Genomic DNA, 23,109 nt, shown 5'->3' on the forward strand with positions numbered 1-23,109 from the left:
CCAAGAAGAAGAGAGTCGCGGCCGGGGAGGGCATGCCCTCCCCGGCCGCGTTGTCGGTCACCCCATCACACGTGCAGGTCGGCGACGGATACGCCGCCACCTACGCGGTGTGCGGCTACCCGGCCGAGGTCGGCCCCGCCTGGTTGGACCCGCTGCTGTCCTACCCCGGACGGGTCGACGTCGCGGTGCACCTGGACCCCGTCGCGCCGCAGCTGGCCGCGCCGATGCTCAAGCGCCAGCGCGCCCGCCTCGAATCCTCCCGCCGCCTAGAGGCCGACCAAGGCCGCTTGGGGGACCCGATGGTCGAGGCAGCAGCGGCGGATGCCGCCGACCTCGCCGAGCGCGTCGCCCGCGGGGCGGCAAAGCTGTTCGAGGTCGGCATCTACGTGACCATCCACGCCCGAACCCTCGACGAACTTGCCACCGTCACCGCCGGCGTGAAGTCCGCCGCCGCCAGCGTGCTCCTCGACCTGCAACCGGCCACGTTCCGCCACCAGCAGGGCTGGATTGCCACCCTGCCGGTCGGCGTGGACCCGCTGCGGATGCGGCGCATCCTCGACACCACCGCCCTCGCCGCAGCGTTCCCCCTCGCCTCGGCCGACCTCGCCGCCCCGACCCCAGGCGTCGTCGCCCCACCCGAGGGCGTTCTCTATGGCGTCAACACCACCAGCAACGGGGTGCTGATCTGGAACCGGTGGGCGCAGGACAACCACAACTCCGTGGTCCTGGCCCGCAGCGGCGCCGGAAAGTCGTACTTCGTCAAGCTGGAGGTCCTGCGCAACCTCTACCAGGGCACGACCGTCAGCGTGATCGACCCGGAGGACGAGTACACGCCCCTCGCGGAACACGTCGGCGGCACCGTCGTGCAGCTCGGCCAACCGGGCGTCCGCATCAACCCCCTCGATCTGCCCTCCGACAACAGGCCCGACACCCTCACCCGGCGCGGCCTGTACCTGCACACGCTCATCTCGGTCATGCTCGGCGCGGCACCGCCGCCGGCCGAACGCGCCGCCCTCGATCGGGCCATCACCACCACCTACAACAAGGCCGGAATCAACGGCGACCCACACACGTGGACCAGGCCCGCGCCGCTGCTGCGCGACCTGGCCGAGATGCTGGCGGGCGACGATGACCCGGCCGCCGGGCAGCTCGCCGCGCGGCTCGCCCCGTGGACGGTAGGGAACTTCGCCAGCCTGTTCGACGGGCCGACCACCACCACCCCGACCGGGCACCTGGTGGTGTGGTCGCTGCGGCACCTGCCCGACGAGCTGCGCACCGTAGGCACGCTGCTGGCCCTCGACTCGATCTGGTCGGGCATCGACACTTCGACCACGGGCGCCCGCCGGCGGCGGCAGCTCGTCGTGGTCGACGAAGCCTGGCTGCTCATGCGCGACGGCGAAGGCAGCCGGTTCCTGTTCCGGATGGCCAAGGCCGCCCGCAAACGATCCGCCGGGCTGTGTGTGATCACCCAGGACGCGGCCGACGTGCTGTCGACCGGTCTCGGTCTCGCTGTCGTGTCCAACGCCGCGACCCAGGTGTTGATGCGGCAGAGCACGCAGTCCATCGACGCCGTGAGCGAGGCGTTCAGCCTGACCGCCGGGGAGTCGCGGCTGCTGCTGTCGGCGCCCAGAGGCGAGGGCCTGCTCGTCGCCGGGCGCAGCCGGATCCCCTTCCGTGCCGTGGGGTCGGCCGCAGAGCATCGGATCGCCGTCACGGGTATCGGGGAGGACGAATGACCACCACCACTACCACTCCAACATGGCCCGCCGAGGTGTGGCAGTGGGTGATCGCCCGGCCGTGGCTCGGCCTCCTCGCCGCCGCCGCGATCGTCGGCACGGTGTTCGCCCACGACCAGCTCCTCGCGTGGAGGCACCGGCGGTTCGCGGCCGGCGCGCGGTGGCTCACCATCGCCGCTCCACCCGAGGCCACCGCCGAGGCCGCCGCCGCGTTCTGGACCACCCTCATGGGCGTGCTGACACCGTCAGTGTGGCGGCGCAGGGTCTTCGGCTACCCGCACGTCGCCTGGGAGTACACCTGGACCGGCCGCGCCCTCACCATCTGCGTGTGGGTGCCCGGCACGGTGCCACCCGGCGCAGTCGAGGCCGCCGTCCGGGCGGCCTGGCCCGCCGCGACGATAACGACCACCGATGCCGCCGCGCCGATCCCAGGCGAGGTGGGCGAGGAGGTGGGTGGGGCGCACTGGCCGCAGCACACCGACGTGCTGCCGCTGCGCACCGAGCACGACACCGACCCGCTGCGGGCGCTGCTCGCCGCCGGGGCCGAGGTTCACCATCGCGAGCACGCGTGCGTGCAGATCCTCGCCCGCCCAGCACACGCCCGCCGCGTCCGCGCAGCCCGCCGCGCGGCGAGCACCAGCACTCACCCGCACGGGCGGCCCGACGTGGCCGCCCGCGCCCTCTCCGGGGCGGCGGGGCTGGCCATCGAGCCTCTGCTGTGGCTTCTGGATGCGTTCACGCCCGGCCCGGCCCGGCCCCGCACCCCGGTCACGGCGGGGCGGGCGGCCGAGCGGGACCCGGTGGCCAACGCCGACGCCCGCACGGTCGTGGACAAGGCCGTGCGGGTGCCGCACTTCGAGATCGCGGTCCGGTTCGCCGTCGCCACCGACCCCGACAAGACCCCACCGGACCAGGAACGGGCCAAGCAGATCCGTGAGCGGCTCGTCGGGCTGGGGCACACCATCGCCTCGGCCGCCGCGGCGTACACCGGCCCGAACCGGCTGCGGCGGATGAAGATGCCCCAACCGGTCGCCACGCTCGCCGGACGGCGGCTGCGACGGGGGTTCCTGGCCACGGTGCCGGAACTCGCCGCCCTCGCCGCGTTGCCGCAAGACCTCGCGGTGCCGGGCTTGGATCGGGCGCGGGCCAAGGCCGTGCCGGCGCCCGTGCAGGTGCCGTCCGGCGGCCGTGGGGTGAAGGTGCTGGGCCGGTCGCAGGTCGGCCACCACAGCGTCGGCTTGACCGTCATCGACGCTCGGCAGCACGTGCACGTGGTCGGCAAGACCGGCGTCGGCAAGTCCACGCTGCTGCTGAACATGATCCTCGGGGACGTCAAGGCCGGGCGCGGGACGGTGGTCATCGACCCGCGCGGGGACCTGATCACCGACATCCTCGACCGGCTCCCGGCGTCGTACGCGCAGAAGATCGTGATCATCGACCCGGACCAGGAGAACCCGGCCTGCTTCAACCCCCTCGACGACCAGGGCGATCGGCACCTGGCGGTGGACAACCTGGTGGGGATCTTCGCGAAGATCTTCCAAGGTCAGTGGGGTCCGCGCATGGACGACACCATGCGTGTGGCCTGCCTCACGCTGATGCGGCACGCGAAACCGACGCTGAGCCTGGTGCCGTCGCTGTTGCAGGACCGGGAGTTCCGGGGCCGGTTCACCCACGGCCTGGACGACCCGGACGGGCTCGGCGGGTTCTGGCTCTGGTACGACGGCATCAACGAGCAGTTCCGAGGCCAGGTCATCGCCCCCGTGCTCGCCAGGCTGCGGGCGTTCTTGCTGCGCGACTTCGTGAAGTCGGTGATCGGCAACGCCCACTCATCCTTCGACATGGGCAAGATCCTCGACGGCGGGGTCCTGCTGTGCCGGCTACCCAAAGGCATCCTCGGTGAGGAGACCAGCCGCATCCTCGGCTCGCTGATCGTTGCCCGGGTGTGGCAGGCCGCCATCGCTCGAGCCTCGATCCCCGAGGACCAGCGAAAAGACGCCACGTTGTTCGTGGATGAGTGCCAGAACTTCTTGACGTTGCCGAGCAGTGTCGGGGACATGCTGGCCGAGGCGCGGGGGTTCCGGCTGGGGTTGGTGCTGGCGCACCAGGACTTGGCGCAGCTGCCCAACGACGTGGCGGCGGCGGTGTCGGCCAACGCGCGCAGCAAGGTGTTCTTCAACGTTGACCCGGCCGACGCCAGGGAGCTGTCCCGGCACACCAGACCCGAGGTGGACGAGCACGACCTCGCCCACCTCGACGTCTACACCGCCACCGCCCGGCTTCTGGTCGGCAACCGGGAACTACCCGCGTTCACCTTCGTCACCAACCCGTCGGCGCCGGTCGTCGGCGAGGCGACCGCGATCCGGCAGGAGTGCGCCGCCGCCCACGACCGCACGGACGGTGAGCCGCCGATGCAGCAGCTCGCCCGCACCGCGATGAAGCGGCGCATGAACTCCCGCGACCGCTGACATCCGAGCCGCTCGTTCGGGGGCTCGGCTGGGTGCGGCATCGGGGGCTCGTCTGGGGGTGTCTACGACACGAGACCCCAGACGAGCCCCCTCCACCCGGTCTGTTAGGTGCCTGACCTGCTCAAACATGCCCCACGGCAAGCCCCATCCCAAGATCGACTTATCCAGACTCCCTACGGGATTCTCTCTCCACGGGGGTGACCCATCTATGCCGCAATCGCGCTCTGCTGACCTGCTAGCCATCTATCCCCACATCACCAGCCGTGACCGGCTGCTGCTCCAGCTCCTCGACGACCACCAGGTCCTCACCACCGACCAGATCCACCGCATGCTGTTCCACGCCCGCCGGACCTGTCAGATCCGGCTCGGTGAGCTGGCCGCCCTAAACCTGCTGGACCGGTTCCGGTTCGCCCGCGCCGGCGGCGGCAGCCAACCGTGGCACTGGACGCTCGGCCACAACGGGCACCGGTTCCAAGCCGCCGCCCACCAGCGGCCCGAGCCCACCCTCCGGTCGAGCCGGCAGACCGTGCAGCGGCTGTCGGCCAATCCGCACCTGCCCCACCTGCTCACGGCCAACGAGTTCTTCGTCCGCCTGTCCGCGCACGCCCGCCAATACGACGAGGCGCGGCTGGAGCGGTGGTGGTCCGAGACGCTGACTACCAAGCAGTTCCGGACCATCACCGCCGACGGGCACGGCCTGTGGAGCGTTGGCGACGTCACGGTGGGGTTCTTTCTGGAGGCCGACACCGGCACCGAACCCCTGCGGAGCCGGGTGGTGACCAAGCTCGACCGGTACGCGCAGCTGATCCGGCGCGGCGGCCCCCGCTACCCGGTGCTGTTCTGGCTCGGCAGCGAACACCGCGAGGAGCACCTCCACCAGCACCTGCACGGCCGGCGCGGCGACGTCCCCTACGCGACCGCCACCCACACCAGCGAGCCCGCCGAAGCGGTCTGGCTGCCGGGTGGCGCCACCGGCCGGGTCCGGCTCGCCGAGCTGCCCAGCGACCACGGGCAGCCCGTGGCGGACAACCCGAACTACGACGACGACGGCGTCTTCGTGGTCTGACAGACCCTGGCAGGCTCGTGGCGAATCCTGTCAGCGCAGGTCAGAGACGTGGTCGTGATTCCTGACAGGGCTGGTGCTGTCAGGTCACGAAGCTACGGTGCAGCTTCTTCTCTTTGCTCGCTCCGCCGCCCGTCTGTTCCTCCTCGGATCTGCCCGCGCCCGCAAGATCACCCACAGCCCACCCTTTGCGGTCGGCTCGTGATCCACGACCCGCGCCCTTCACGGCAGCTTCCCCGGTCCAGACGCCGCGATCCGGTGGCGCCACCGCACACCCCCAACCCACTCCTTTCGCGAAGGGAGCACCCCACCATGCCCAAGCCCACCCTGCTCACCGACAGGGTCGTCACCGTCTGCTTCGCCCCCGGCGAGGACGCCGACTGGTTCGCCGCCTCGGAGAAGGTCCACGACCTCCTGCACGCCAACGGCACCCCGGCCCGCCGCTACCACGTCCGCCACCGCCGCCTCATCGGCTGGCTGACCCGGTTCCTCGGCTACTACCTGCTCGACGCCGCCCGCCGCTTCGGCGCGGTCACCCTGGCCGCCGGAGGCCGCAAGAGCCGCCTCGACCTGACCGGCACCGCCGCCAAGGCCGCCAACGACGCCGCCCTGCGCTGGTGTGCCTGGAACACCCACATCAACGCCACCACCAGGCCCGCCCGCCCGTGGGAGGACTACCTCGCCCAGCACCACGCCGACCCGGCCAAGGTCACCCTGAACGAGGCCCGCCGCCGCTTCGAGCAGCAGCCCCGCGTCCTGGCGATGCTCGCCCACCACTTCGACCCCTACGAGCTGTCCGTCTACCAGGCCGGCGAAGCGACCTACGTCGGGCTCTACTGGCGCATCGCGCTGATCGGCGACGCGCTGATCACCACCGACGGCCGCCTTATCGCCCCGGCCAGTGACTCCGTCGCGGACCGGTTCCGCTTCCTCAACGAGGCATGCGGCTACCTGCGCAGCCTCCACTCCACCGCACGGCTGTGCGCCGTCGCCATCGCCTAACCACCTATCGCCTGAAGCACCCGAGGACCGGTCACAGCCCCCGCTGCGACCGGCCTTCGGCATGCCCACAACCCTCGTCCCAAAGGAGATTCCCGTGTTCCTGACCGATCCGGCACTGCGGCGTATCGCCGCCGACACCAACGACGTCCTGCCCGAGCGCCTGTGGCGCCACGACACCGCCACCCTCGACCCGATCGGCGACCTCGCCCGCATCCTGCACAGGACCGCCCGCGATTTCACCGATAGCACGGAATTCCTGGACCAGGACCTCGCCCGGCTGGCTGACCTGGCGACGGCCTCCCGGCAAGGGCTCGCTGCCCGCGCCGAGGTGCACGTGGCCGGCTACCCGCAGGCCCTCACCGACGTGCTCACCGCCCTCGAGCGGCACACCGCACTCGGGGCCATGCTCATCACCGCCTACAAGGCGTGGCGCAACCACCGGCCAATCCACGACGGCAACGAGCGGCACATGCTGCTGTACCCGGCCTCACCCGAGCGGGGCGTGGCGACGCTGCGACTCAAAGATCCGCGCACCTGGCTGGTGGTGCCCGATGCCGAAGCCGCCAGCGCCTTCGACGTCCCTTACCCGGATCGCGTCGTCGGGGAGGTCACCGAGACCGACCAGGGGTGGGCGCCGACCGCGTACACCGACGCGAAGCACCGCCAGATCACGTCCGGGATGGCGTACCCGCTGCCGGTGTGTGGCGACCTCGCCTCGGCCTGCCGGTCGCTGCTGCGCTGGTGGCACCTGCGCCACTCCGACGCCTGGCGCAACCGCACCCCCGCCCAGCTCACCCCGGCCGAACTCGCCCACCTCATCAGCTAGGCCGGGGGATCTCATGCTGCACCTCGACACGATCAGCCGGTGGGTCGCCCTTACCACCGGCCGCACCCTCGACCAGCACGCCGCCGACCCCATCCCCGCCGCCGCGCACCTACCCGAGGCCGCCGCCACACTGCGGCACCTGCGGACCGAGCTGCTGCTGGCGGTGGACCGGCTGCGCACCCTACTGATCAACGAGGACGACCTGAGTGGTTCCACCAGCACGGTCGCCGGCCCCGTGGAGACCATCCGGGAGCTGGCCCGCGAGTACCGGTACGCCCGCAACTGGATCGACACCCTCATCGACGACCCCGCACGCGCCAAGTACGCCGACGCGAACCCGGGCCGGTCACTGCGGCGGCGCTACATCAACCCCGGCGACACCGTCCTCGTCGTCCTGCCCCACACCGACTCCTGCCGCAAGCAGCAGCTCGCCGGGCGGACCAGCCGCGTACAGGTCGGTGAGTCCGACGCCAAGCTCCGCCTGCCTGGCAGCGTCGCCCCACTGCGGCTGTCGCACGCTAACGCCGGGATCTACCGCGACCCTGCCGAGGGCGGGCTCTACATCCTGCAGTCCGCGGCCGACGAGCCCACCGCATCCGGCCACTAACCCCCTCGGCTGCATCACGCAGCCCCAAGGCCATCGGGCCGCAATCCAGCAGCACCCAGCACGGCAGCGCACCGCTCCACGCGCCTGCCGCGCTGACCGCTGCCCCGCGCCCCGGCGCACCACCGCCCGGCACAACAGGCGTGCCGGGCATCCCCAACCCCACGTTCCCAAGGAGGGGAACCTGATGGAAAACCTGTCCCTGACGCCTGCCACGCAGGCCGTCCTCGACGCCCTGACCGATCTCGGTCAGGGCAACATCCACGAGCTGGCCGACCGCTCCGGCAAGGCTCGGTCCACCACCGACAAGGCGATCAAGACCTTGGCCGATGCCGGGGTGATCGTCGCGGTGGACACCGGGGCCGACCCGGTTGAGGGCACGCCGACCCGGTGGACCCTGGCGACCCCGGCAGAGGCCACCGACGCCGACCTCGGCGACGAGCACACCGCCGGCGCGGACGAGACCGAGCAGCTCGCCAACCCGGACCTCGACAAAGCGGCCGACGAGCCGGACACCGAGCAGGCCGACCAGCCCGGCAACGAGGTCGACGGCGACGCAGACAAGGAGACCGACGAGGCGGAGGACGACACCGACCGGGACGACACCAGCGACGAGGACTCGGACAACGGCGAGGACGGCGAGGACGGCGAGGGTCGGACGGTCGTTGTGCAGCCGGCGCGTCCGGGTGACCGCAAGGTCATGGCCATCAAGGGCGTCCTGGCCGACTACGGCGACGAGGGCGCGACACTCGACGTGATCGTGGCCGAGAGCGGGATCGGTCACGCGACCGCTAGCCGACTGTTGACCGCGATGGAGCAGGCCGACGCCGCCCGCCGCCTGCCCGGCCTGCCGGAGCGGTGGATCCCGGGTCCGACCAAGGCCAGCGAGGTCGACCCGAACCCGGAGCCGCCTCGCTGCCCGCTGTGCTACCAGGTCATCCGTGGGCTGGCGAGCACGCCGAGCGCCACATCGGCGGTGCTGCCGCTGATCCGGTCTGACGGCACGCTGCACGTCGTCGGCCCGGACGGTGAGACCCACGTCGTCACCCTGCCCACCCGCACGGTCCCGCGTACGCCGGGCGTCGCCAGGAGCGTGGGCCGGCGCAGCGACGTGACCGTCAACGCCGACGGCAGCCAGCCGTTCGCCCGGGGCGAGCTGGAGCGCCTGACCCTCGACGTCCTGGCAGCCAACCCCGGCAAGGCGATGACCCCGCAGGACATCGCCACCGCCATCGGCACACAGTTCGGCCGCACGGTCAGCTCCGGGGCGGTGCGCAACAACTGCACCAAGGCCGCCGCCGCGGGCCGCATCCTCCTGGTCTCCGACACGCCGCTGACCTTCGCCTACCCGGCACCGGCCGAGAGCGGCACCGCCGCCGAGGCCGACGCGGGCGGCACCGAGCAGTCCTGACCCACCAATCCCTATCCCATCGCGGGGGCCGAGCCGTGCGCTCGGCCCCCGCAGCCGCATCGAGAGGAGAAACCCGTGGCACACGAACTGGAGACGTTCGCGGACGGAACGACCGCCTTCGCCAGCGCCCGCCTGTCGGCCTGGCACCAGCTCGGCACCGTCACCCAGGACACGATGAAGGCCGAGGAGATCATGGCCGCCGCCCGGCTCGGCGACTGGGGCGTGCGCACCATCCGCACCGTCGGCATCGACGTGGTTGACGGCGTCGAGGTGCAAATCCCCGCCGACGACAAGCGGATGACCGTACGCCGCAACCCGGTCACCGGCGTCACGGAGTATCTGGGCATCGTCGGCACCGACTACACCGTGGTCCAGAACGAGCAGTGCGCCGAGATGCTGGACCGCCTCGTGGATGAGGTGGGTGGTGCCCACTTCGAGACCGCCGGCAGCCTGCGCCGGGGCAAGAGCGTGTTCGTCACGATGAAGCTGCCCACGGCGATGGAGATCGCCGGGGTGGACCGCCTGGACCTCTACCTGATCGGCACCACCTCCCACGACGGCACCGCCGCGCTGCGGGTGGACGCCAGCCCCATCCGGGTGGTGTGCGCCAACACCCAACGGGCCGCCTTCGCCACCTCGGTCGGGCACTACACGTTCCGGCACACCTCCAACATCAACTCCCAGATCAGCCAGGCCCGTGAAGCTCTGGGGCTGATGTGGAAGTACATGGAGACCTTCGAGAAGGCCGCCGAACGGATGCTGCAGACCGAGCTGACCATGCGCGAGTTCGAGAAGGTCGTGGCGCAGGTGTGGCCGGTCAAGGACAACGCCTCCGAGCAGACCAAGAACAACGCCAAGCAGCGCCTCGGCACCCTCAAGTACCTGATCCGCGAGGCCGACACCCAGAAAGCCATCACCGGCAGCCGGTGGGCCGGATACCAGGCCATCACCGAATACCTCGACCACTACCGGCCCGCCAAGAACGCCATCGCCCGCGCCAACCGGGTGCTGACCGGCAACGTCGGCGACCTGAAGGTGACCGCCTTCGACCTGCTCAAGGTCTGACCACACCTCGTCCACACCACCGGGGCGGCGGTCACCCGTGCCGCCGCCCCGCCCCGCAAGGAAGGGACACGCCCCATGGCACAGCCGAGCACGACCAGGTGGGGATCAGACGGGGCGGGCAGCCGATGAGCGGCCACATCCGCCACCCCCGCGACCTGCGCCAGTCGGTATGCGGACTGCCTGCCACCGACGTCCGACGGTGGGAGACCGAGGACCCACCGCGCATCGACTACACCTGCGAAGACTGCTACACCCTGCTCCCCGACGCCTCCTGGCCCGACGACGCCAACCACCCGCCAGGAGACGCCACCCACATCGACACACTGCGGCGCATCGTCGCCGACCGCCAGCACCTCAAGATCGACGGCGTCCTCGTGGACGTGTGGTCGGCCTCCGTCACGGTCCTGATCTGGGACCGGCTTCGTGACGACAAGCGGCAGCGGCTGCTGACCCTGCCGTCACACGAGCTGATCCTGCGGTGCGTCGCGATCTACACCCGCCTCACCAGGGACGGAGGCGGACAGTGACCGACCCCCGACCGCAGTGGTTCCACTTCGGCCCGTTGGTGTTCTCCATCGACGCCGCCGAAGCGCTGATCGCCACCACACCCCGCGACACCCGACCCCTCGACGTCATGACCTGGGCTACCGCCTACGGCCTGACCCGCCTCGACGACCCGCACCAGCAGGCGGTCAACCTCATCGGCCCGACCAGCACCGGCCTCAACCGGGCCTACGCCATGACCACCAACCTGACCAAACCCCTGATCGTCGCCCAACTCGACGTCACCGGGCACCCACCCAGCCCGCTGCTCATCGACGGCATCCACCGCCTCTACCGCGCCTGGCGCGAGCACGTACCGCGGCTGCCCGCCTACCTGCTCACCGCCGAGGAAACCCGCCAGATCCAGGACAACGTCCTCCTGGGACCCGGCGCCACCACCCCACCGCCGCCCTCATGACGACCTGACACCCACCCACCCCGTACGCCTCGGAAGCTGCCCACCGCCGGCGGCGACCGAGGCGTACGCACATCCACGCCTCGGGAGAGACCTCATGGCATACACGCCACCGTGGCAGAGGCTCTGCGACTGCCGCTGCCTCGTCCACCACCACCTGCCGCGCACCACCTACAACGCGCCCGACTGCGCCTGCACCATCACCTGCGCCACCCAACCCCTCACCCTGCTGGCCGACCCGTGGGCCTGCGCACTGTTCCTCGACCAGGGCGGCGACCTCTGGCACGTCCCCGCCATGGCCAACGGCACCTTCGACTGGGCATACGCCGGAGAAATCGACAGCCGGCACGACATCTACGACGCCAGCCGCGTCATCGAGCACCTGCTACGCCAGGCCGCCCACGTACTCCAGGCATCCATCACCTGACCCGACAGCTGAAGGTGGGCCGCCCACGCGGGCGGCCCACGGCCCTTTTGTGTTCCACGACCAGAGGAGACAGCGATGTACCGCACCTACCGCAGCGCCTACGCGCGCGACTGCCACTGCCGCTGCCCGATTCACCACGGCCAGCCGCGCTCCACCTACAACGACCCGGGCTGTCACTGCCTGGCCACCTGCGCCAGCCAGCCCATGACCCTGCGCGCCCCACAGATCAACGGCGCCATGTTCCTCGACTGCCACGGAGCGCTCTGGTACGTGCCCGGCTTGGAACCCGGCCATTGGGACTGGGGCTACGCCACCCCGTTGACGTCGGCCACCCGCTTTCGAGACCGCCAACCTGATCACCGACTTCCTCCACGACACCCACGCCGGGCTGCTGCCGCTCATCCACCGCCTGTAACCCGCAGCACCGCTCCACCTCCGCCGGCCGGGCACCCGGGCGCAGGTCGGCCTCTTTCGTTTCAACGGAAAGGACAATCACCATGACCAAGGTCATCATCGGAGTTGTCACCGTCGTCATCGTCGCCTGCTTCGGGCTGCCCATGCTGCTGCTGTCGGCCGTCATGGGCGGCGGCCCCAACGGGTGCGGCATCGCCGCCGCGCCCGCCGTGCGCCCCTCCGGGCAGCCGCCCGGCGCCGGTACCTGGGACACCCAACAGTTGGAGATCGCCGCCACCATCATCGATGTCGGCGTCGCCAAAGGCGTATCCCGCTGGGGCTGGGTCGTCGCCGTCGCCACCGCCATGCAGGAATCCGGCCTACTAAACCGGCCCCACCTCGGCGACCGCAACGACCACGACTCCATCGGCGTGTTCCAGCAGCGCCCAAGCCAAGGCTGGGGCACCCTCGCGCAACTGTCCGAGCCCACCTACCAGGCAGGCAAATTCTTCGACAAGCTCCTGACCATCCCCGGCTGGGAATCGATGCCGCTCACCCAGGCCGCGCAGGCGGTCCAGGTCTCCGCCTTCCCCGACGGGTACACGAAGTGGACCGACGACGCCCTACACCTGGTGGAACAGCTGACCAGCACCCTCGCGGACTGCGCCACCGACGCGCTCGCCGCCCTTCCGCAAGGGTTCGCGCTCCCCGCCAACACACCGCCCGCCGTCACGACCGCCATCTTCTGGGCCGTGAACCAGCTCGGCACCCCGTACCATTTCGGCGGATCGTGCGCCGACCCGCACTCCGGCGTCCCCGACAAGCAATGCGACTGCTCGTCACTCATGCAATCGGCGTACCGGGCGGCCGGCATCTCCATCCCCCGGGTCACGACCGAGCAGGTCAAGGCCGGAAAGCCCGTGGCCGACCCGGCGCTTCTGCTGCCCGGGGACCTCATCCTCATCCCGGGCAGCGAAGGCACCGTGGCCAACCCGCGTCACGTCGGCATGTATCTCGGCGACGGGCTCATCATCCATGCCCCGAAGACCGGCGACGTCGTCAAGATCACTCGGCTGAGCAGTTGGATCAACCAGGTCGCAGCGCTTCGTCGCATCGTTGAAGCGGATTGATTGCATCACCGCGAGCAGACGCCGTTCGCGCAGAGGGCCATACGGGTTCTTCGACGCGGTGTCCGGCGCTGGCGCTGACCCTATTGGACATGCCGCTCAGGAACCCACTTCCCAACGGACTTCGAGACGATCACAAGCAACAAGCCGAACGGCATGCGGCTGGAGCTGAACGACGACACAGTGCGGGCTGGTCTGCCCCCATCACGCCGGTGTGGGCGGCCTACCGGCGGCCTGAACGAGAAACTGCACCGAGCGCCGCTGGCGCTTGGGCCGCATGCCAGCGCCCAAGCGGTCTCGAGGACCCAGTGCAACCGGGCAACGCCGTGCTAGGCATCATCCTGGTGACCAGCCTGCTGTGGCTGGTGACAGCAACAGTGCATTAGCGCTGGCAATACCTCCTCAGCAACCCGGCCGTAGCCGCCAAGATGGCCTCGGCGTCCGCGCGGCTCCAGGAGAAGCCCTCGGTGGTGCTGTCGTCATGGTGGGCGGCACTGGCGATGCTCTTGACGTCCCAATAGATGGCCGCCCAGCGTTGGTCCTGAGTGCGTTGAGCTGCCGGGGTGTCCACCACGCTCTTGGCCGAAGGCAAGTTGACCAACCGGGAGATGTTTTCCAGCACTCTCCGGCTTGTGGCCACACAGTGCTTCCCACTGCTGGTCCCGCAGCTCGGCCCGCGCTTGGCGCAACCGTGCGGCGGCCTGAGCCAGCGAGGCCGCAAAGTCATCGGAGGCGGCCGGCGGCGGGGTAAGGGCTGAGTCGGTCAGCGGGCTGGGTATCCGGACCAGCACCCCAACTTCCGTACCGACCTGGTCCATCAGCTCCAGCCACCGTGTCCGGGCGACGCGCACCTGCAGCTCCTCGTGGGTCACCGGATGGACGCCGTGGGGCGGTGCCAGGAGGGTGGCCTGAATTTTGAAGCGCAGGACGACGTCATCCAGGGCTCGGGCGCGTTCTAGGGCGATGAGCTGGTCGTCGGTGAGGGAGACCGCCAGCTCTTCCCCCGCAGCGTAGCCGTGGAGGGTCACGACCTGGGGCTCCAGTCCGGCCAGCCAGCGGAAGGACGGCTGCTCAGTCCAGACAGTGCCAGTGAGGAGCGCCTGGGCATTGCTCTGCGGGTCCTTGGCGTCCAGCCAGGTGCCGGTGACCTGTACCGGCAGGACCAGGCGATGGTTGGCGACACCGGGCGCCAGGTGGACATCCGTGAAGGAGACATGGATCTGCCCGAGCGGCAGGTAGCGGAGGGAGGCCATGGTCACGGGACTCGGAGTAGCACGGACGGCGACGGCTCCGCTTGCCTGGGCGGCCGGTGCCAAAGCGTGTCATTCGGCAGGGAAGATGTGGGCATGCGTCGCAAACCTTCCGCCACGGTCGCCAGCGCCGGCGTGACCCATACCAAGCTGGCCGTCGAGGATGAGCTGAAGTGGCTGTTCCGTGAGCAGCCCACGGAGGACTACGGCATTGACGCGCAGATTGAGGTAGTGGACGGCGAAGACGTGCGCGGGCGGCTGCTGGCTCTCCAAATCAAGAGCGGTGAGAGCTGGTTCCAGCAGGCCGCGCCGGGCGGCTGGTGGTTCCGGCCCGACGCCGAGCATGTTACGTACTGGCTCAACCACTCCCTGCCCGTTGCGGTAGTGCTTTACCACCCCGGGACCAAGCGCTGCCACTGGCAGCTGATGAACCGCCGGACGCTTCAGGAGACGTCCACTGGCGGCTGGAAGCTGCTCGTGCCGGAAGCCCAAGTGCTGGATGCCAGTGCGGCGGCTCCGCTCCGTGAGGCCGCTGAGGGCGACCCTTACGTGCTGCGGATCCGCCAACTGCAGCTGGCAAAGCCCTGGATGGAGATGCTGGCCAGTGGCAAACGACTCGTCGTGGACATCGAAGAGTGGATCAACAAGACGTCCGGACGCGGCGATATCTCTCTGGGTGTCGACAAAGAGGACGGCGAAAAGCCGGAGGAGCTGGCGAGTTGGGGCGTGTTCCTCGGACTCGCCAGCTACGCCGAGGCGGTCCCCCGGATGTTCGCATGGGCCGACGTGCAAGTGCATGAAGAGACGTACGAGGACGCCGAGTACGACCAGTACGAGGCCGAGTGCGTCATCTACGACAACGAGGGAGACCGCTTCGTCACCGAGGACTTCGACCAGTGGCGCAGCAGAAGATTGGCCCCGGGACTGCGACCCTACGCCAGCCCCTCGGGCGAGGTGGACTTTTGGCGGCTGGAGCTGACGCTCAACGAGCTGGGCAAGGCGTTCCTGGTGGTGGATAGGTTCGGGACAGACGGCCGGCGGCTACTGACATAGAGCCGGAGGTCTCATCAGAGCCAGCTTGAGCCTGTCCTGGGCCACTGCCTCATGCCCGCCTACAGCATCGTGGACACAGGCGGCCACCTGAGGCTGGTCTTGCTTTGCAGCATGCCGGCGTCCGGGACCGACGGGTGCGTACTTGCGGCGGATGACGCGACAGAAGCGATCTGCAACGATGCCACCGTCGACAGTGACGGGAGGGAGCTGCACGTGCTCGCCGCTTCGGTGTGGAACAGCCTGGAGGTCGCCAAGCTCGTCATCGGCGGCATGGTTCCGGTCGCCGTTGCCGTGTTAGCTGCTGTGTTCAGCCGCGCGTTGAGGCGTGCCGAGAATCGGCAGTGGTTCAGCCAAAAGCTGGTCGAGAAGCGCATCGAGCTGCTCACTGCTGCCCTGCCTGATCTCAACGACTTGTTCTGCTACTTCACGTGGGTGGGCAACTGGAAGGAGCTTTCGCCGCCCGAGATCCTGCTACGTAAGCGGCAACTCGATCGACTTTTCCACGCCAACAGCCCATTCTTTTCGACCTCGGCAATAGCGGCGTACGACGCGTTCATCTCAGCTCTGTTCAAGACGTTTGTGGTCCCCGGCTCCAGCGCACAGCTACGTACGGGGCTTATGTCTCAGCACGGAAGCCGCGTGAAGGCATTCACCGAGTACTGGGAAGCCACCTGGGATGCGATGTTCACACAAGAAGCCGACCAGACCCCGCCCGATGTGATCAAGGAGCGGTACCAATCGCTGACCGCGGCGCTCGGCTCCGAAATCGGCACACAGCCTGCACCGAAGGAAGCTTTGAGATGATCATTCAATGGTGCTGCAAGGGGCTGGCGAAACTCGACAGAGAAGACATCGAGCAGATGCTCACCGCTCCGACGGGCCTGCTCTGCCGTGACTGGGAGTCGTACTCGCGAATGGGTGTGCCCTTCCCGGTGGGGGACGCCATGTGGCGCCTCACCGAGGAGAACCTGGACCGCCACGTCAACAGCTTTAGCAGCGTGGAACCGAATACGGGCCGGAAGTTTTGCGAGGTAACTCCTTTTATATCACTGTCAGCCGGTTGCGTCGACCGCGACGTGGCGGCCAAGACCAACATCACCCATCGCGCGCTTCGCACCGCTCTGGAATTCGCCACCACGGACTACTCGGATCCGGAAATGCCCGCGTGCCCCGGCTGGGTCCTCTACTGCTACGTGGTTGTGGGTGCCAACCCGGCCGTCCGGATCCCGACGGTTGCCGAAGAGATTCGGGAGCTAAACCATGGCCGCGCATACTCCGGCTGGTACTGGCAGGGCGAGGTGGCGGCCAAGCTGCATGTCCCATCCGCGCAGATCCTGTGCGCGGAGCGATACGAGCCTGCACCGGATGGTCGGCTAAGGCTCACCGACCTCCTGCTGAACCTCAATTTTTGTCATCCTGCGGCGCTGCTTGCGGAACGGAGCATGCTGTGACGCTACCGGAGCGATTGTGGGAGGCGCTGCGGCTCGATCCGGCCACGGTCGCGGCTCGGGCCCGCTTCTATCGCGCATACGCAGAGTTGGAAGAGCCCCCGTTCGACGTACGCGACTTGGCTGAGTTGATGCGGGATCGCCCTCCCGGAGGCTTTGGCCCCCGCGTCATCAACCTCATAGGTAAGGAGGCAGGGGCAGTCGGTCAACGTCTGCGGAAGATCCAACGACCCCTTGGCGGGGGGCCTTGGGTGCGGCTGGCCGAGGTCGCGGACGCATTGCGAAACGCCGCAATCGCTGAGTTGCTCCTCCAAACACAAGCTGGCCGGGCGACCTTGCTGGAGGCCAGCCGCGGCTACAGTGAGCTCGGGTTGCCATTCGGTGACTTCCTAGCCGTCGCTGCGGCGGGAGACAGGGAACGGTCGGTCTCGGCCGCCGAACAGGTCGACGCCCTGCTGTCCGATTCCCAGATCACAAACACCGGGCTGCTCGGCTCGGCAGCACTTGCAACGCCTGCGCAGCAGCGCTACCTACTGCTCACGGCGGCCCCCGACGCTACCGACCTACGGTCGCGGCTGGCTGAGGCGCCCCAGGCGCACCAGACGACGGCGGTCGGCGTGACGTCCCAGCCCTTCTCGACCTGGTGGCGGCTCGGTAGCCTGCTTAGCCACCTGGAATCCGACGCCGAAGGGATCAGACGCGAACTGGCACGGATCATCGCCGAGCTCGCTGAGGCGCACAGCCGGCAACTGCAGCTCGCCACAGCTGATGACCACCACTGGTCGACCGGCCGTGCCCAGACCGACTTAATCGATTTGGACCTGGCCGGCGCAGTAGCCATATCCGCGCGAATCATGCGGCAGCGAGAAATTCGTCCATGGCGGTTCGACGGCGATTTCCCCGCGCTGTCGCCGCTGGCGAGGATCTCGCTGCAGATCGGCCTCCAACTCGGCGCCGACGCCCCGCCATCCGATGACTACTTGGATTCCCGCACGGGCGCATGGTGAGCCACGGGTGATCGTCGGCCACAGATGCGCGGCGACTGCCCGCCACCGTACCGAGACGAGGCCAAGCGCGAGCACCCTTCTTCGCAGACGGCGCTGGGCCAGAGCCTGTGGTCACTTCTCGTCCAAGCGGCTGCGGAGCTCGGTGGCGAGGTCAACGGTCTCATCCTGAGGTTCGGCGTCGAGGTCGGCGAGGGCTTTGGTCAGGGCGCGCAGCAGGGTGCGGATGCCGTCGGGATCGCCCAGGGCGTGGCGGGCGTGCATCGCCTTGGTGTAGAGGGCCTCGTTGTACCGGTCGAGTCCGATGGCCTTGTCGAGGAGGTCGGATGCGGCCTGCGGGTCGTGGTCGAGCAGGTCGTCGGCGAGCAGCAGGTGGGCTTCGGTGCCCCATCGGCGGACCGTCTCGCGGTGCGGCTGCAACCACTCGTAGTCCTGTCCTTCAGCGAGGGACGCGGTGTAGAGGTCGCATGCGGCGGTGAGCAGTTCCCGGCGGCGCGGCTCGGTTGCGATGGTCGCGGCGCGCATCAGGTCGCGGAGGGTCCACACGTCGACGTCCACGGTGGCGGGGTCGAGTCGGTACCGTCCGGCGGATTTGATGACGTAGGCGTTCTTCGTTTCGGCGGTGCCGGCGCGGCCGAGTACGTGCCGCAGGTTCGAGGCGTTGGTGTGTACGCGTTGGTCGGCTTGGCTGATGCGGGCGTCGGGTTCGAGGTATTCGCCGATCTCGCGGGTGGTGGCACCGTCCGGGTGGACGGCGAGGTACACCGCCAGTTCCAGGGCTTTGGCTCGTAGCGGCCGGCCTTCCGCGGTGATGTCTTCGATGCGCGGCGGGCCGAGCACGCGCAGCCGCGCCCGTCTCGATGTGGTGTCGGCGGCGGGCTTGTTGGTGGCCGGGGCAGGCAGGTCGGTGGCTTCGGGCGTGTTCTGTACGCGGCTGGCGTGCAGGGGAACGACCGTGACCGGTACGGCTGGTGAGGCAATGGCGCGTGGTTCACCGGTCTGCGCTTCGCGCAGGGTGGTCAGGATCTGGATCGCTGTGGCCGGTTCGAGCACGGGCAGGCGCGGCGGCACTGGTTCAGGCGGCTGCCCGGATACGAGTTTGGTGTGTCCGTCCGGGGCGACCTCAACGGTGGCGCCGTGTGCCCATTCGCCGAGCAGCAGTGCGGACACGTGCAGACCCTCGCCCAATGCGAGGGCGACTTTGGCGCGCATGCGGGCGCCCGCGGGCGGGGTCTCGGTGATGAGCATGACCGGCGGCAGCGCTTCCTCGTCGGGCACGGTCCGCCGCAACTCGTCCAGGTCGGTTAGCGCGTGCTCGTCCAGGATGCGGCTGCGGTGCAGCAGCCGGGACTCAACCACGGTGAGCGCATCGTCGATGCTGTCGGCCACGTGCAGGCGCGGCCACGGGCCGAGGGTCACCACCTCCGGGCCGAGGAGCGTGGCCAGGGTGGCGGCGTCGATAACGACCTCACCGCGTGCGTCGGGGTGCTGCGGGCCGCCGGAGGCCAGCGCGGCAACGAGCATCGCGCGGGCGGCGGCGGGTGCGCCGTCGCCGACGATTCCGGTACCGCCGGCTGGCAGCGGGGCGATGTCAGACACCAGCGCGGGCGGCTCGGTGTCGTCGGCGTCGGGGCGCGGCAGCTCGGGGTTGCGGACCACGGCACGGCGCAGCTCGACCACCGGCGGCGGTAGCTCGGTGGGCGGGTCGTCGTCAGGTTTACCGGTGTAGCGGCGGCGTCGCTGTGCCCAGACCAGCACGGCGGCGGCGCTAATCGCGGCGGCGAGTGACCAGGGCAGCCAGTTTGCTGGTGACAGCTGAACACCGTGCTCGTCGGTTGCCACGGCCGGGCTTCGCCGGCCGCTCACAGTTGGCGAGGTGGACGGCGACGCCGTGATGGTGGGGATGGGGGTCGCAGGCTCGGTAGAAGGGGCGGGCTTTCGTGCGCTGGGGGTTACTGGTGGAGTGCTGTCGGGGATGACAGCTGCTTCATGCTCGGTCGTCGTGGGCGACACGGTGGGGCTGGGCGCGTCCGGCGCGACGCTCGGCGATGGCGAAGGAGTGACGGTCGCCGGTGGCGGCGGAGGAGACGAGGTCGGGGGCACCGGCGTGGCACTCTCGGGTGGGTGGGCGTCCGTAGGGAGGCGCAGTTCCCAGCCGGGGTAGATGAGGTCGCAGTCGCGTAGGGTGCCGCCGATTCGAGGGAAGTGGCGGTGTTTGTTCAGGCGGCAGATCTCCGGCCACCGGTCCGCGTTGCCGAGCCACTCCTTGGCGATCTTGGACAGGGTGTCGTGTCGTTCGACGGTGTAGATGTAGCGGGTGTTGGCGACCTGGATCAGCGCGGGTCCTCGCGCAACGGCTTGCCGAGGAATGACCCCCACATCGTCGGTCGAGGCGAGCACGGCGGGCGACCTGTCGCCGCCGTCAGCGACGTTGAGAGTTCCGACGGAGGTGACGGCGATCGCCGCGGTGCCGGCCAGGCCGAACACGAGCCGGTGCAGCGGTGCGGGAAGCCGCAGGACTGGGATCCGCCAGCGGGTCACCAGCGCGAGCAGTTCGGCGACCAACAGCAGCGCCAGCGCAGCCGACAGCAGCCACAGCGCCCAGATGGCCGCGCCGGTAAGAACGTTCGGGGTGAACCGTCCGCGCGGCTGATCGAACCACGCCGCAACCTGCGTCCACGACGGCAACCGTCGTACGGGGTTCCCGCCGAGGAACAACAGCAGCGCGGGTATTCCGCCCAGGAAGACCACCGCGCCCAGAACAGCACGGATCACCCGGCCCACGGTCCCCGCCCGCCCTGCTGGGCGGCGGGACGGTGACGGTACGCGTGGGGTGTAGACCGTGGGACGCACATATTCGGCGAGCCGGTCACCTCGATCCGGGGACTCCTGCGGCACTGTGTCCCTCCCCCCGTGCCTGACGCTGATCTTCTCTCGCTTACACGACGATGCGTATCGGCGGCCATCCCGTGGAGAAGGATTCTCACCATGCGCGCACAAAGGATCACTCGATGAGACGTTGGTTGACGGTCTACTCCCTCCTCGGGAGAGACTGCCGCACATGCCAAGCGGGGGCATCCGACTGTCGATCGATCTGAGCTCGTCGGCCATCGCCGCCACCATCGACCGGCACGGCACCCGGATCCCGGTCATGCTCAACGGCCGCCTCGTCATGCCGCACGGCATCACCCTCGACCCCGCCGGCCACCTGCGCGTAGGCGTAACGGCGCCGCCCGAGCCTTCAGCCGGCTACCAGTTCACCCGCGAACCGCTGGAGTTGCTCGGCGGCGTCGACACCGTCCCACCGGTCGACGTGGTGCAGCTGATCGCCGGGCAGTTGTGGCACGTCGCCGACCAGGCCGCCCGCCAGGCCGGAGGACCCGTCGCCGCCCTCACCGTGACCATCCCCTCGGGCTGGGGACCGCGCCGACGTGGACACCTCACCGACGCGGCGGCCCGCGCCGGCCTGCCCGCCCCCGCCATGGTCACCGCACCAGCAGCACTCGCCGCCTACACCAGGGCCCACGAGGGCATCACCCCGGACGGCTCGTGCCTGCTGATCTGCCAGGCCGACCAGCACCCAGTCACCCTGACGGTCCTCCAGGTCGACCCCGACGGATACCGCGAACTCGCGACCCGATCGATCAACCCGACCCGGGACCTGGACCAGGTTCTCGCCCAGCGGATCGTTGACGCCAGCACGACGGACGACGACCCCCTACGAGCCGAGACAGCCCAGCCTGCACAAGGCAGCGGAGAGCTGCTGGAGTCCGTTCGTCAGGCCAGGCAACTCCTGACCGTCCAGGACCGTGCGCCAGTTCTCCTGCCCGCACCCCGCAAGCCCGCCGTCATCACCCGCGACGACGTCACCGCCGCCGCCCAGCCCCTCCTCGACGAGGTGGACGCCGCAGTGCAGGACATCCTCGACGCGGCCGACGTGGACCGTCAGCACTTCGGCGGTGTAATCCACCGCGAAGCCGAAGCGATCCCGGGCCTGCGAGACCGGCTCACGGCAGCTACCGGCCTGGCGCCGACGACTCTCACCGGCCACACCCACGCCCTCGCCGACGGCGCCCTGGCCCTCACCGCACCCCACCATCAGGCGACAGCCACCGCCGCCGACACCCAACTACCACGCGTCCGGCTCCGCATCCGGGACCTGACCAGCGCCATCCTGCTCGGCGCCTGCTCCCTCACCCTGCTCCTGCAAGCCATCTTCACCGCAGACATCACCACCACCTACGCTCTACGGGTCGTCGGTGTCCGCCTCTCCCTACCCGAGCTCGGGGCCGCGGGCGCGCTCGCCATGCTCACCGCGTTCGCCATGGCGCACCTCGCCCCCACCACCTGGCTCGCGGGCGCACCCACCACGTCCACACCTGAACCCGCGACTGGCAGCCTCATCCGACGCGGATATCTCGCCGCCGCCGTCGGCGGCGCAATCGCCGCCGCTCTCTACGGCCTCGCGACCGGCACCGCTGTCGAATTCGACTACGGCCCGTACCTGAAATGGACACTCGGCTCCGCGCTACCCGTCGCAGTCTGCGCCGCCGTCATCGCCGCCACCGCACCGCGAATCCCCGCCGATGCTCTGCCCGCCTGGCTCGCGCGTGCCCGGCCGGCGATCCTGCCCGCCGCCATCGGCACCACCGGCATCTACCTCATGCGCGCAGCTCTCACGATCACCCCACCGGTCGACGTGACCGGCATGGCCGGCCTCATGGCCAGCGCCGGAGCCGCGCTCATTGGCGTCGCCACCGCCCTGACCGCCATTCGAAGCCGCACCGCCCGCGCCATCACCGCACCCGGCCTCGCCATCGGCTACGCCATCGTCGTCACCTACGACACCAACAGCGCGCTGATCGTCGGATACCTCGTCGCCCTCACCTGGTGGGGCATCCAACTCACCGCACACACGCTGCGGCTCGCCTTCCCAGCCACCGGGCGAGCGCTACGCCGCGTCATCGACGGACAAGCCACGTGACGTTTGCAGCTGAGCTACGAGCCGTTGTGACCGGATAGCCGGGTATCGGCTCCAACAGCGAAGCCCCACCGAGTTCTCGGTGGGGCTTCGCTATGCCTCCATGTCGTCGTATAGCGACGAGCCCACAGAACTCACGCTCTGCGGGCAATTCCATCTCAGAAGTAGTCAAGCCCACGAAAGGAAGGCACCCGATGAACATCTCGTGTCAGGCCAATCAAACGATGGCCATTACCCCTCGGAGCGCCTATGGCATCACAAAAACCAGATTTTCCGATTTCCCATGACCCCGAATA

19 protein-coding genes are annotated in these 23,109 nt (G+C 69.4%); 17 read left to right on the forward strand and 2 right to left on the reverse strand.

Going from position 1 to position 23,109, the window contains the following annotated elements; translation table 11 throughout:
* Positions 1 to 32: 32 nt before the first annotated feature.
* The 12 genes from PVK74_RS10700 to PVK74_RS10755 all read left to right on the forward strand — a co-directional run bounded on the left by PVK74_RS10700 (position 33) and on the right by PVK74_RS10755 (position 13,080).
* Complete coding sequence (locus tag PVK74_RS10700) at positions 33 to 1,736, forward strand: VirB4 family type IV secretion system protein (protein WP_274479265.1); 1,704 nt, start codon at positions 33 to 35, stop codon at positions 1,734 to 1,736.
* The gene (locus tag PVK74_RS10705) at positions 1,733 to 4,201 is read left to right on the forward strand and encodes a type IV secretory system conjugative DNA transfer family protein (protein WP_274478992.1); all 2,469 of its coding nucleotides are present in this window, start codon (positions 1,733 to 1,735) and stop codon (positions 4,199 to 4,201) included. Before PVK74_RS10700 ends, PVK74_RS10705 begins: the two co-directional genes overlap by 4 nt.
* A 208-nt stretch (positions 4,202 to 4,409) precedes the next feature.
* Positions 4,410 to 5,267, forward strand: a complete 858-nt coding sequence (locus PVK74_RS10710; RefSeq protein ID WP_274478993.1) for a replication-relaxation family protein — start codon at positions 4,410 to 4,412, stop codon at positions 5,265 to 5,267.
* A gap of 309 nt (positions 5,268 to 5,576) precedes the next feature.
* Complete coding sequence (locus PVK74_RS10715; RefSeq protein ID WP_274478994.1) at positions 5,577 to 6,266, forward strand: hypothetical protein; 690 nt, start codon at positions 5,577 to 5,579, stop codon at positions 6,264 to 6,266.
* Between the two features lie 94 nt (positions 6,267 to 6,360).
* A complete protein-coding gene (locus tag PVK74_RS10720) occupies positions 6,361 to 7,092 on the forward strand; it encodes a hypothetical protein (RefSeq protein ID WP_274478995.1) in 732 nt (243 codons plus the stop codon).
* 13 nt (positions 7,093 to 7,105) lie between these two features.
* A complete protein-coding gene (locus tag PVK74_RS10725; RefSeq protein WP_274478996.1) occupies positions 7,106 to 7,699 on the forward strand; it encodes a hypothetical protein in 594 nt (197 codons plus the stop codon).
* Between the two features lie 184 nt (positions 7,700 to 7,883).
* Positions 7,884 to 9,107 (forward strand): MarR family transcriptional regulator, encoded by a 1,224-nt coding sequence (locus PVK74_RS10730; protein ID WP_274478997.1) that lies wholly within the window; start codon positions 7,884 to 7,886, stop codon positions 9,105 to 9,107.
* 75 nt (positions 9,108 to 9,182) lie between these two features.
* The gene (locus tag PVK74_RS10735; protein ID WP_274478998.1) at positions 9,183 to 10,172 is read left to right on the forward strand and encodes a DUF932 domain-containing protein; all 990 of its coding nucleotides are present in this window, start codon (positions 9,183 to 9,185) and stop codon (positions 10,170 to 10,172) included.
* A 98-nt stretch (positions 10,173 to 10,270) separates the two neighbouring features.
* The gene (locus tag PVK74_RS10740; protein WP_274478999.1) at positions 10,271 to 10,699 is read left to right on the forward strand and encodes a hypothetical protein; all 429 of its coding nucleotides are present in this window, start codon (positions 10,271 to 10,273) and stop codon (positions 10,697 to 10,699) included.
* The gene (locus PVK74_RS10745) at positions 10,696 to 11,133 is read left to right on the forward strand and encodes a hypothetical protein (RefSeq protein WP_274479000.1); all 438 of its coding nucleotides are present in this window, start codon (positions 10,696 to 10,698) and stop codon (positions 11,131 to 11,133) included. Before PVK74_RS10740 ends, PVK74_RS10745 begins: the two co-directional genes overlap by 4 nt.
* Positions 11,134 to 11,227: 94 nt before the next feature.
* Complete coding sequence (locus tag PVK74_RS10750) at positions 11,228 to 11,557, forward strand: hypothetical protein (protein WP_274479001.1); 330 nt, start codon at positions 11,228 to 11,230, stop codon at positions 11,555 to 11,557.
* A gap of 497 nt (positions 11,558 to 12,054) precedes the next feature.
* Positions 12,055 to 13,080 carry a C40 family peptidase gene (locus tag PVK74_RS10755; protein ID WP_274479002.1) on the forward strand — a complete coding sequence of 342 codons (1,026 nt, stop codon included), beginning with the start codon at positions 12,055 to 12,057 and terminating at the stop codon, positions 13,078 to 13,080.
* 476 nt (positions 13,081 to 13,556) lie between these two features.
* Here the strand turns inward: PVK74_RS10755 and PVK74_RS10760 are convergent, their stop codons facing one another.
* Positions 13,557 to 14,336, reverse strand: a complete 780-nt coding sequence (locus PVK74_RS10760; protein WP_274479003.1) for a hypothetical protein — start codon at positions 14,334 to 14,336, stop codon at positions 13,557 to 13,559.
* Between the two features lie 87 nt (positions 14,337 to 14,423).
* On the opposite strand from PVK74_RS10760, the gene PVK74_RS10765 reads away from it, so the two are divergent.
* From PVK74_RS10765 to PVK74_RS10780, 4 genes are read left to right on the forward strand one after another with little or no spacing between them, the layout of a single operon-like run.
* Complete coding sequence (locus PVK74_RS10765; protein WP_274479004.1) at positions 14,424 to 15,380, forward strand: DUF4365 domain-containing protein; 957 nt, start codon at positions 14,424 to 14,426, stop codon at positions 15,378 to 15,380.
* A 51-nt stretch (positions 15,381 to 15,431) separates the two neighbouring features.
* Positions 15,432 to 16,184: a hypothetical protein gene (locus PVK74_RS10770; protein WP_274479005.1), complete on the forward strand. Its 753-nt coding sequence runs from the start codon at positions 15,432 to 15,434 to the stop codon at positions 16,182 to 16,184.
* Positions 16,181 to 16,831, forward strand: a complete 651-nt coding sequence (locus PVK74_RS10775; protein ID WP_274479006.1) for a hypothetical protein — start codon at positions 16,181 to 16,183, stop codon at positions 16,829 to 16,831. Before PVK74_RS10770 ends, PVK74_RS10775 begins: the two co-directional genes overlap by 4 nt.
* The gene (locus PVK74_RS10780) at positions 16,828 to 17,835 is read left to right on the forward strand and encodes a hypothetical protein (protein ID WP_274479007.1); all 1,008 of its coding nucleotides are present in this window, start codon (positions 16,828 to 16,830) and stop codon (positions 17,833 to 17,835) included. The genes PVK74_RS10775 and PVK74_RS10780 overlap by 4 nt, the downstream gene beginning before the upstream one ends.
* A gap of 111 nt (positions 17,836 to 17,946) precedes the next feature.
* On the opposite strand, the gene PVK74_RS10785 is transcribed toward PVK74_RS10780, so the two are convergent.
* On the reverse strand, positions 17,947 to 20,607 hold the full coding sequence (locus PVK74_RS10785) for an AfsR/SARP family transcriptional regulator (RefSeq protein ID WP_274479008.1): 2,661 nt from the start codon (positions 20,605 to 20,607) through the stop codon (positions 17,947 to 17,949).
* Between the two features lie 124 nt (positions 20,608 to 20,731).
* Between PVK74_RS10785 and PVK74_RS10790 the strand changes: the two genes are divergently transcribed.
* A complete protein-coding gene (locus tag PVK74_RS10790; protein ID WP_274479009.1) occupies positions 20,732 to 22,816 on the forward strand; it encodes an acetate and sugar kinases/Hsc70/actin family protein in 2,085 nt (694 codons plus the stop codon).
* The last annotated feature ends 293 nt before the right edge of the window (positions 22,817 to 23,109 follow it).

Source organism: Micromonospora chalcea (genome assembly GCF_028768405.1).
GTDB classification, from domain to species: Bacteria; Actinomycetota; Actinomycetes; order Mycobacteriales; family Micromonosporaceae; genus Micromonospora; species Micromonospora chalcea.

What these genes read in the sequence shown, in the direction of transcription:
- PVK74_RS10700 (WP_274479265.1), top strand. Translation starts at nt 33, where the DNA reads ATGCCCTCCCCGGCCGCGTTGTCGGTCACCCCATCACACGTGCAGGTC.
- PVK74_RS10705 (WP_274478992.1), top strand. Translation starts at nt 1,733, where the DNA reads ATGACCACCACCACTACCACTCCAACATGGCCCGCCGAGGTGTGGCAG.
- PVK74_RS10710 (WP_274478993.1), top strand. Translation starts at nt 4,410, where the DNA reads ATGCCGCAATCGCGCTCTGCTGACCTGCTAGCCATCTATCCCCACATC.
- PVK74_RS10715 (WP_274478994.1), top strand. Translation starts at nt 5,577, where the DNA reads ATGCCCAAGCCCACCCTGCTCACCGACAGGGTCGTCACCGTCTGCTTC.
- PVK74_RS10725 (WP_274478996.1), top strand. Translation starts at nt 7,106, where the DNA reads ATGCTGCACCTCGACACGATCAGCCGGTGGGTCGCCCTTACCACCGGC.
- PVK74_RS10730 (WP_274478997.1), top strand. Translation starts at nt 7,884, where the DNA reads ATGGAAAACCTGTCCCTGACGCCTGCCACGCAGGCCGTCCTCGACGCC.
- PVK74_RS10750 (WP_274479001.1), top strand. Translation starts at nt 11,228, where the DNA reads ATGGCATACACGCCACCGTGGCAGAGGCTCTGCGACTGCCGCTGCCTC.
- PVK74_RS10755 (WP_274479002.1), top strand. Translation starts at nt 12,055, where the DNA reads ATGACCAAGGTCATCATCGGAGTTGTCACCGTCGTCATCGTCGCCTGC.
- PVK74_RS10765 (WP_274479004.1), top strand. Translation starts at nt 14,424, where the DNA reads ATGCGTCGCAAACCTTCCGCCACGGTCGCCAGCGCCGGCGTGACCCAT.
- PVK74_RS10770 (WP_274479005.1), top strand. Translation starts at nt 15,432, where the DNA reads ATGCCCGCCTACAGCATCGTGGACACAGGCGGCCACCTGAGGCTGGTC.
- PVK74_RS10775 (WP_274479006.1), top strand. Translation starts at nt 16,181, where the DNA reads ATGATCATTCAATGGTGCTGCAAGGGGCTGGCGAAACTCGACAGAGAA.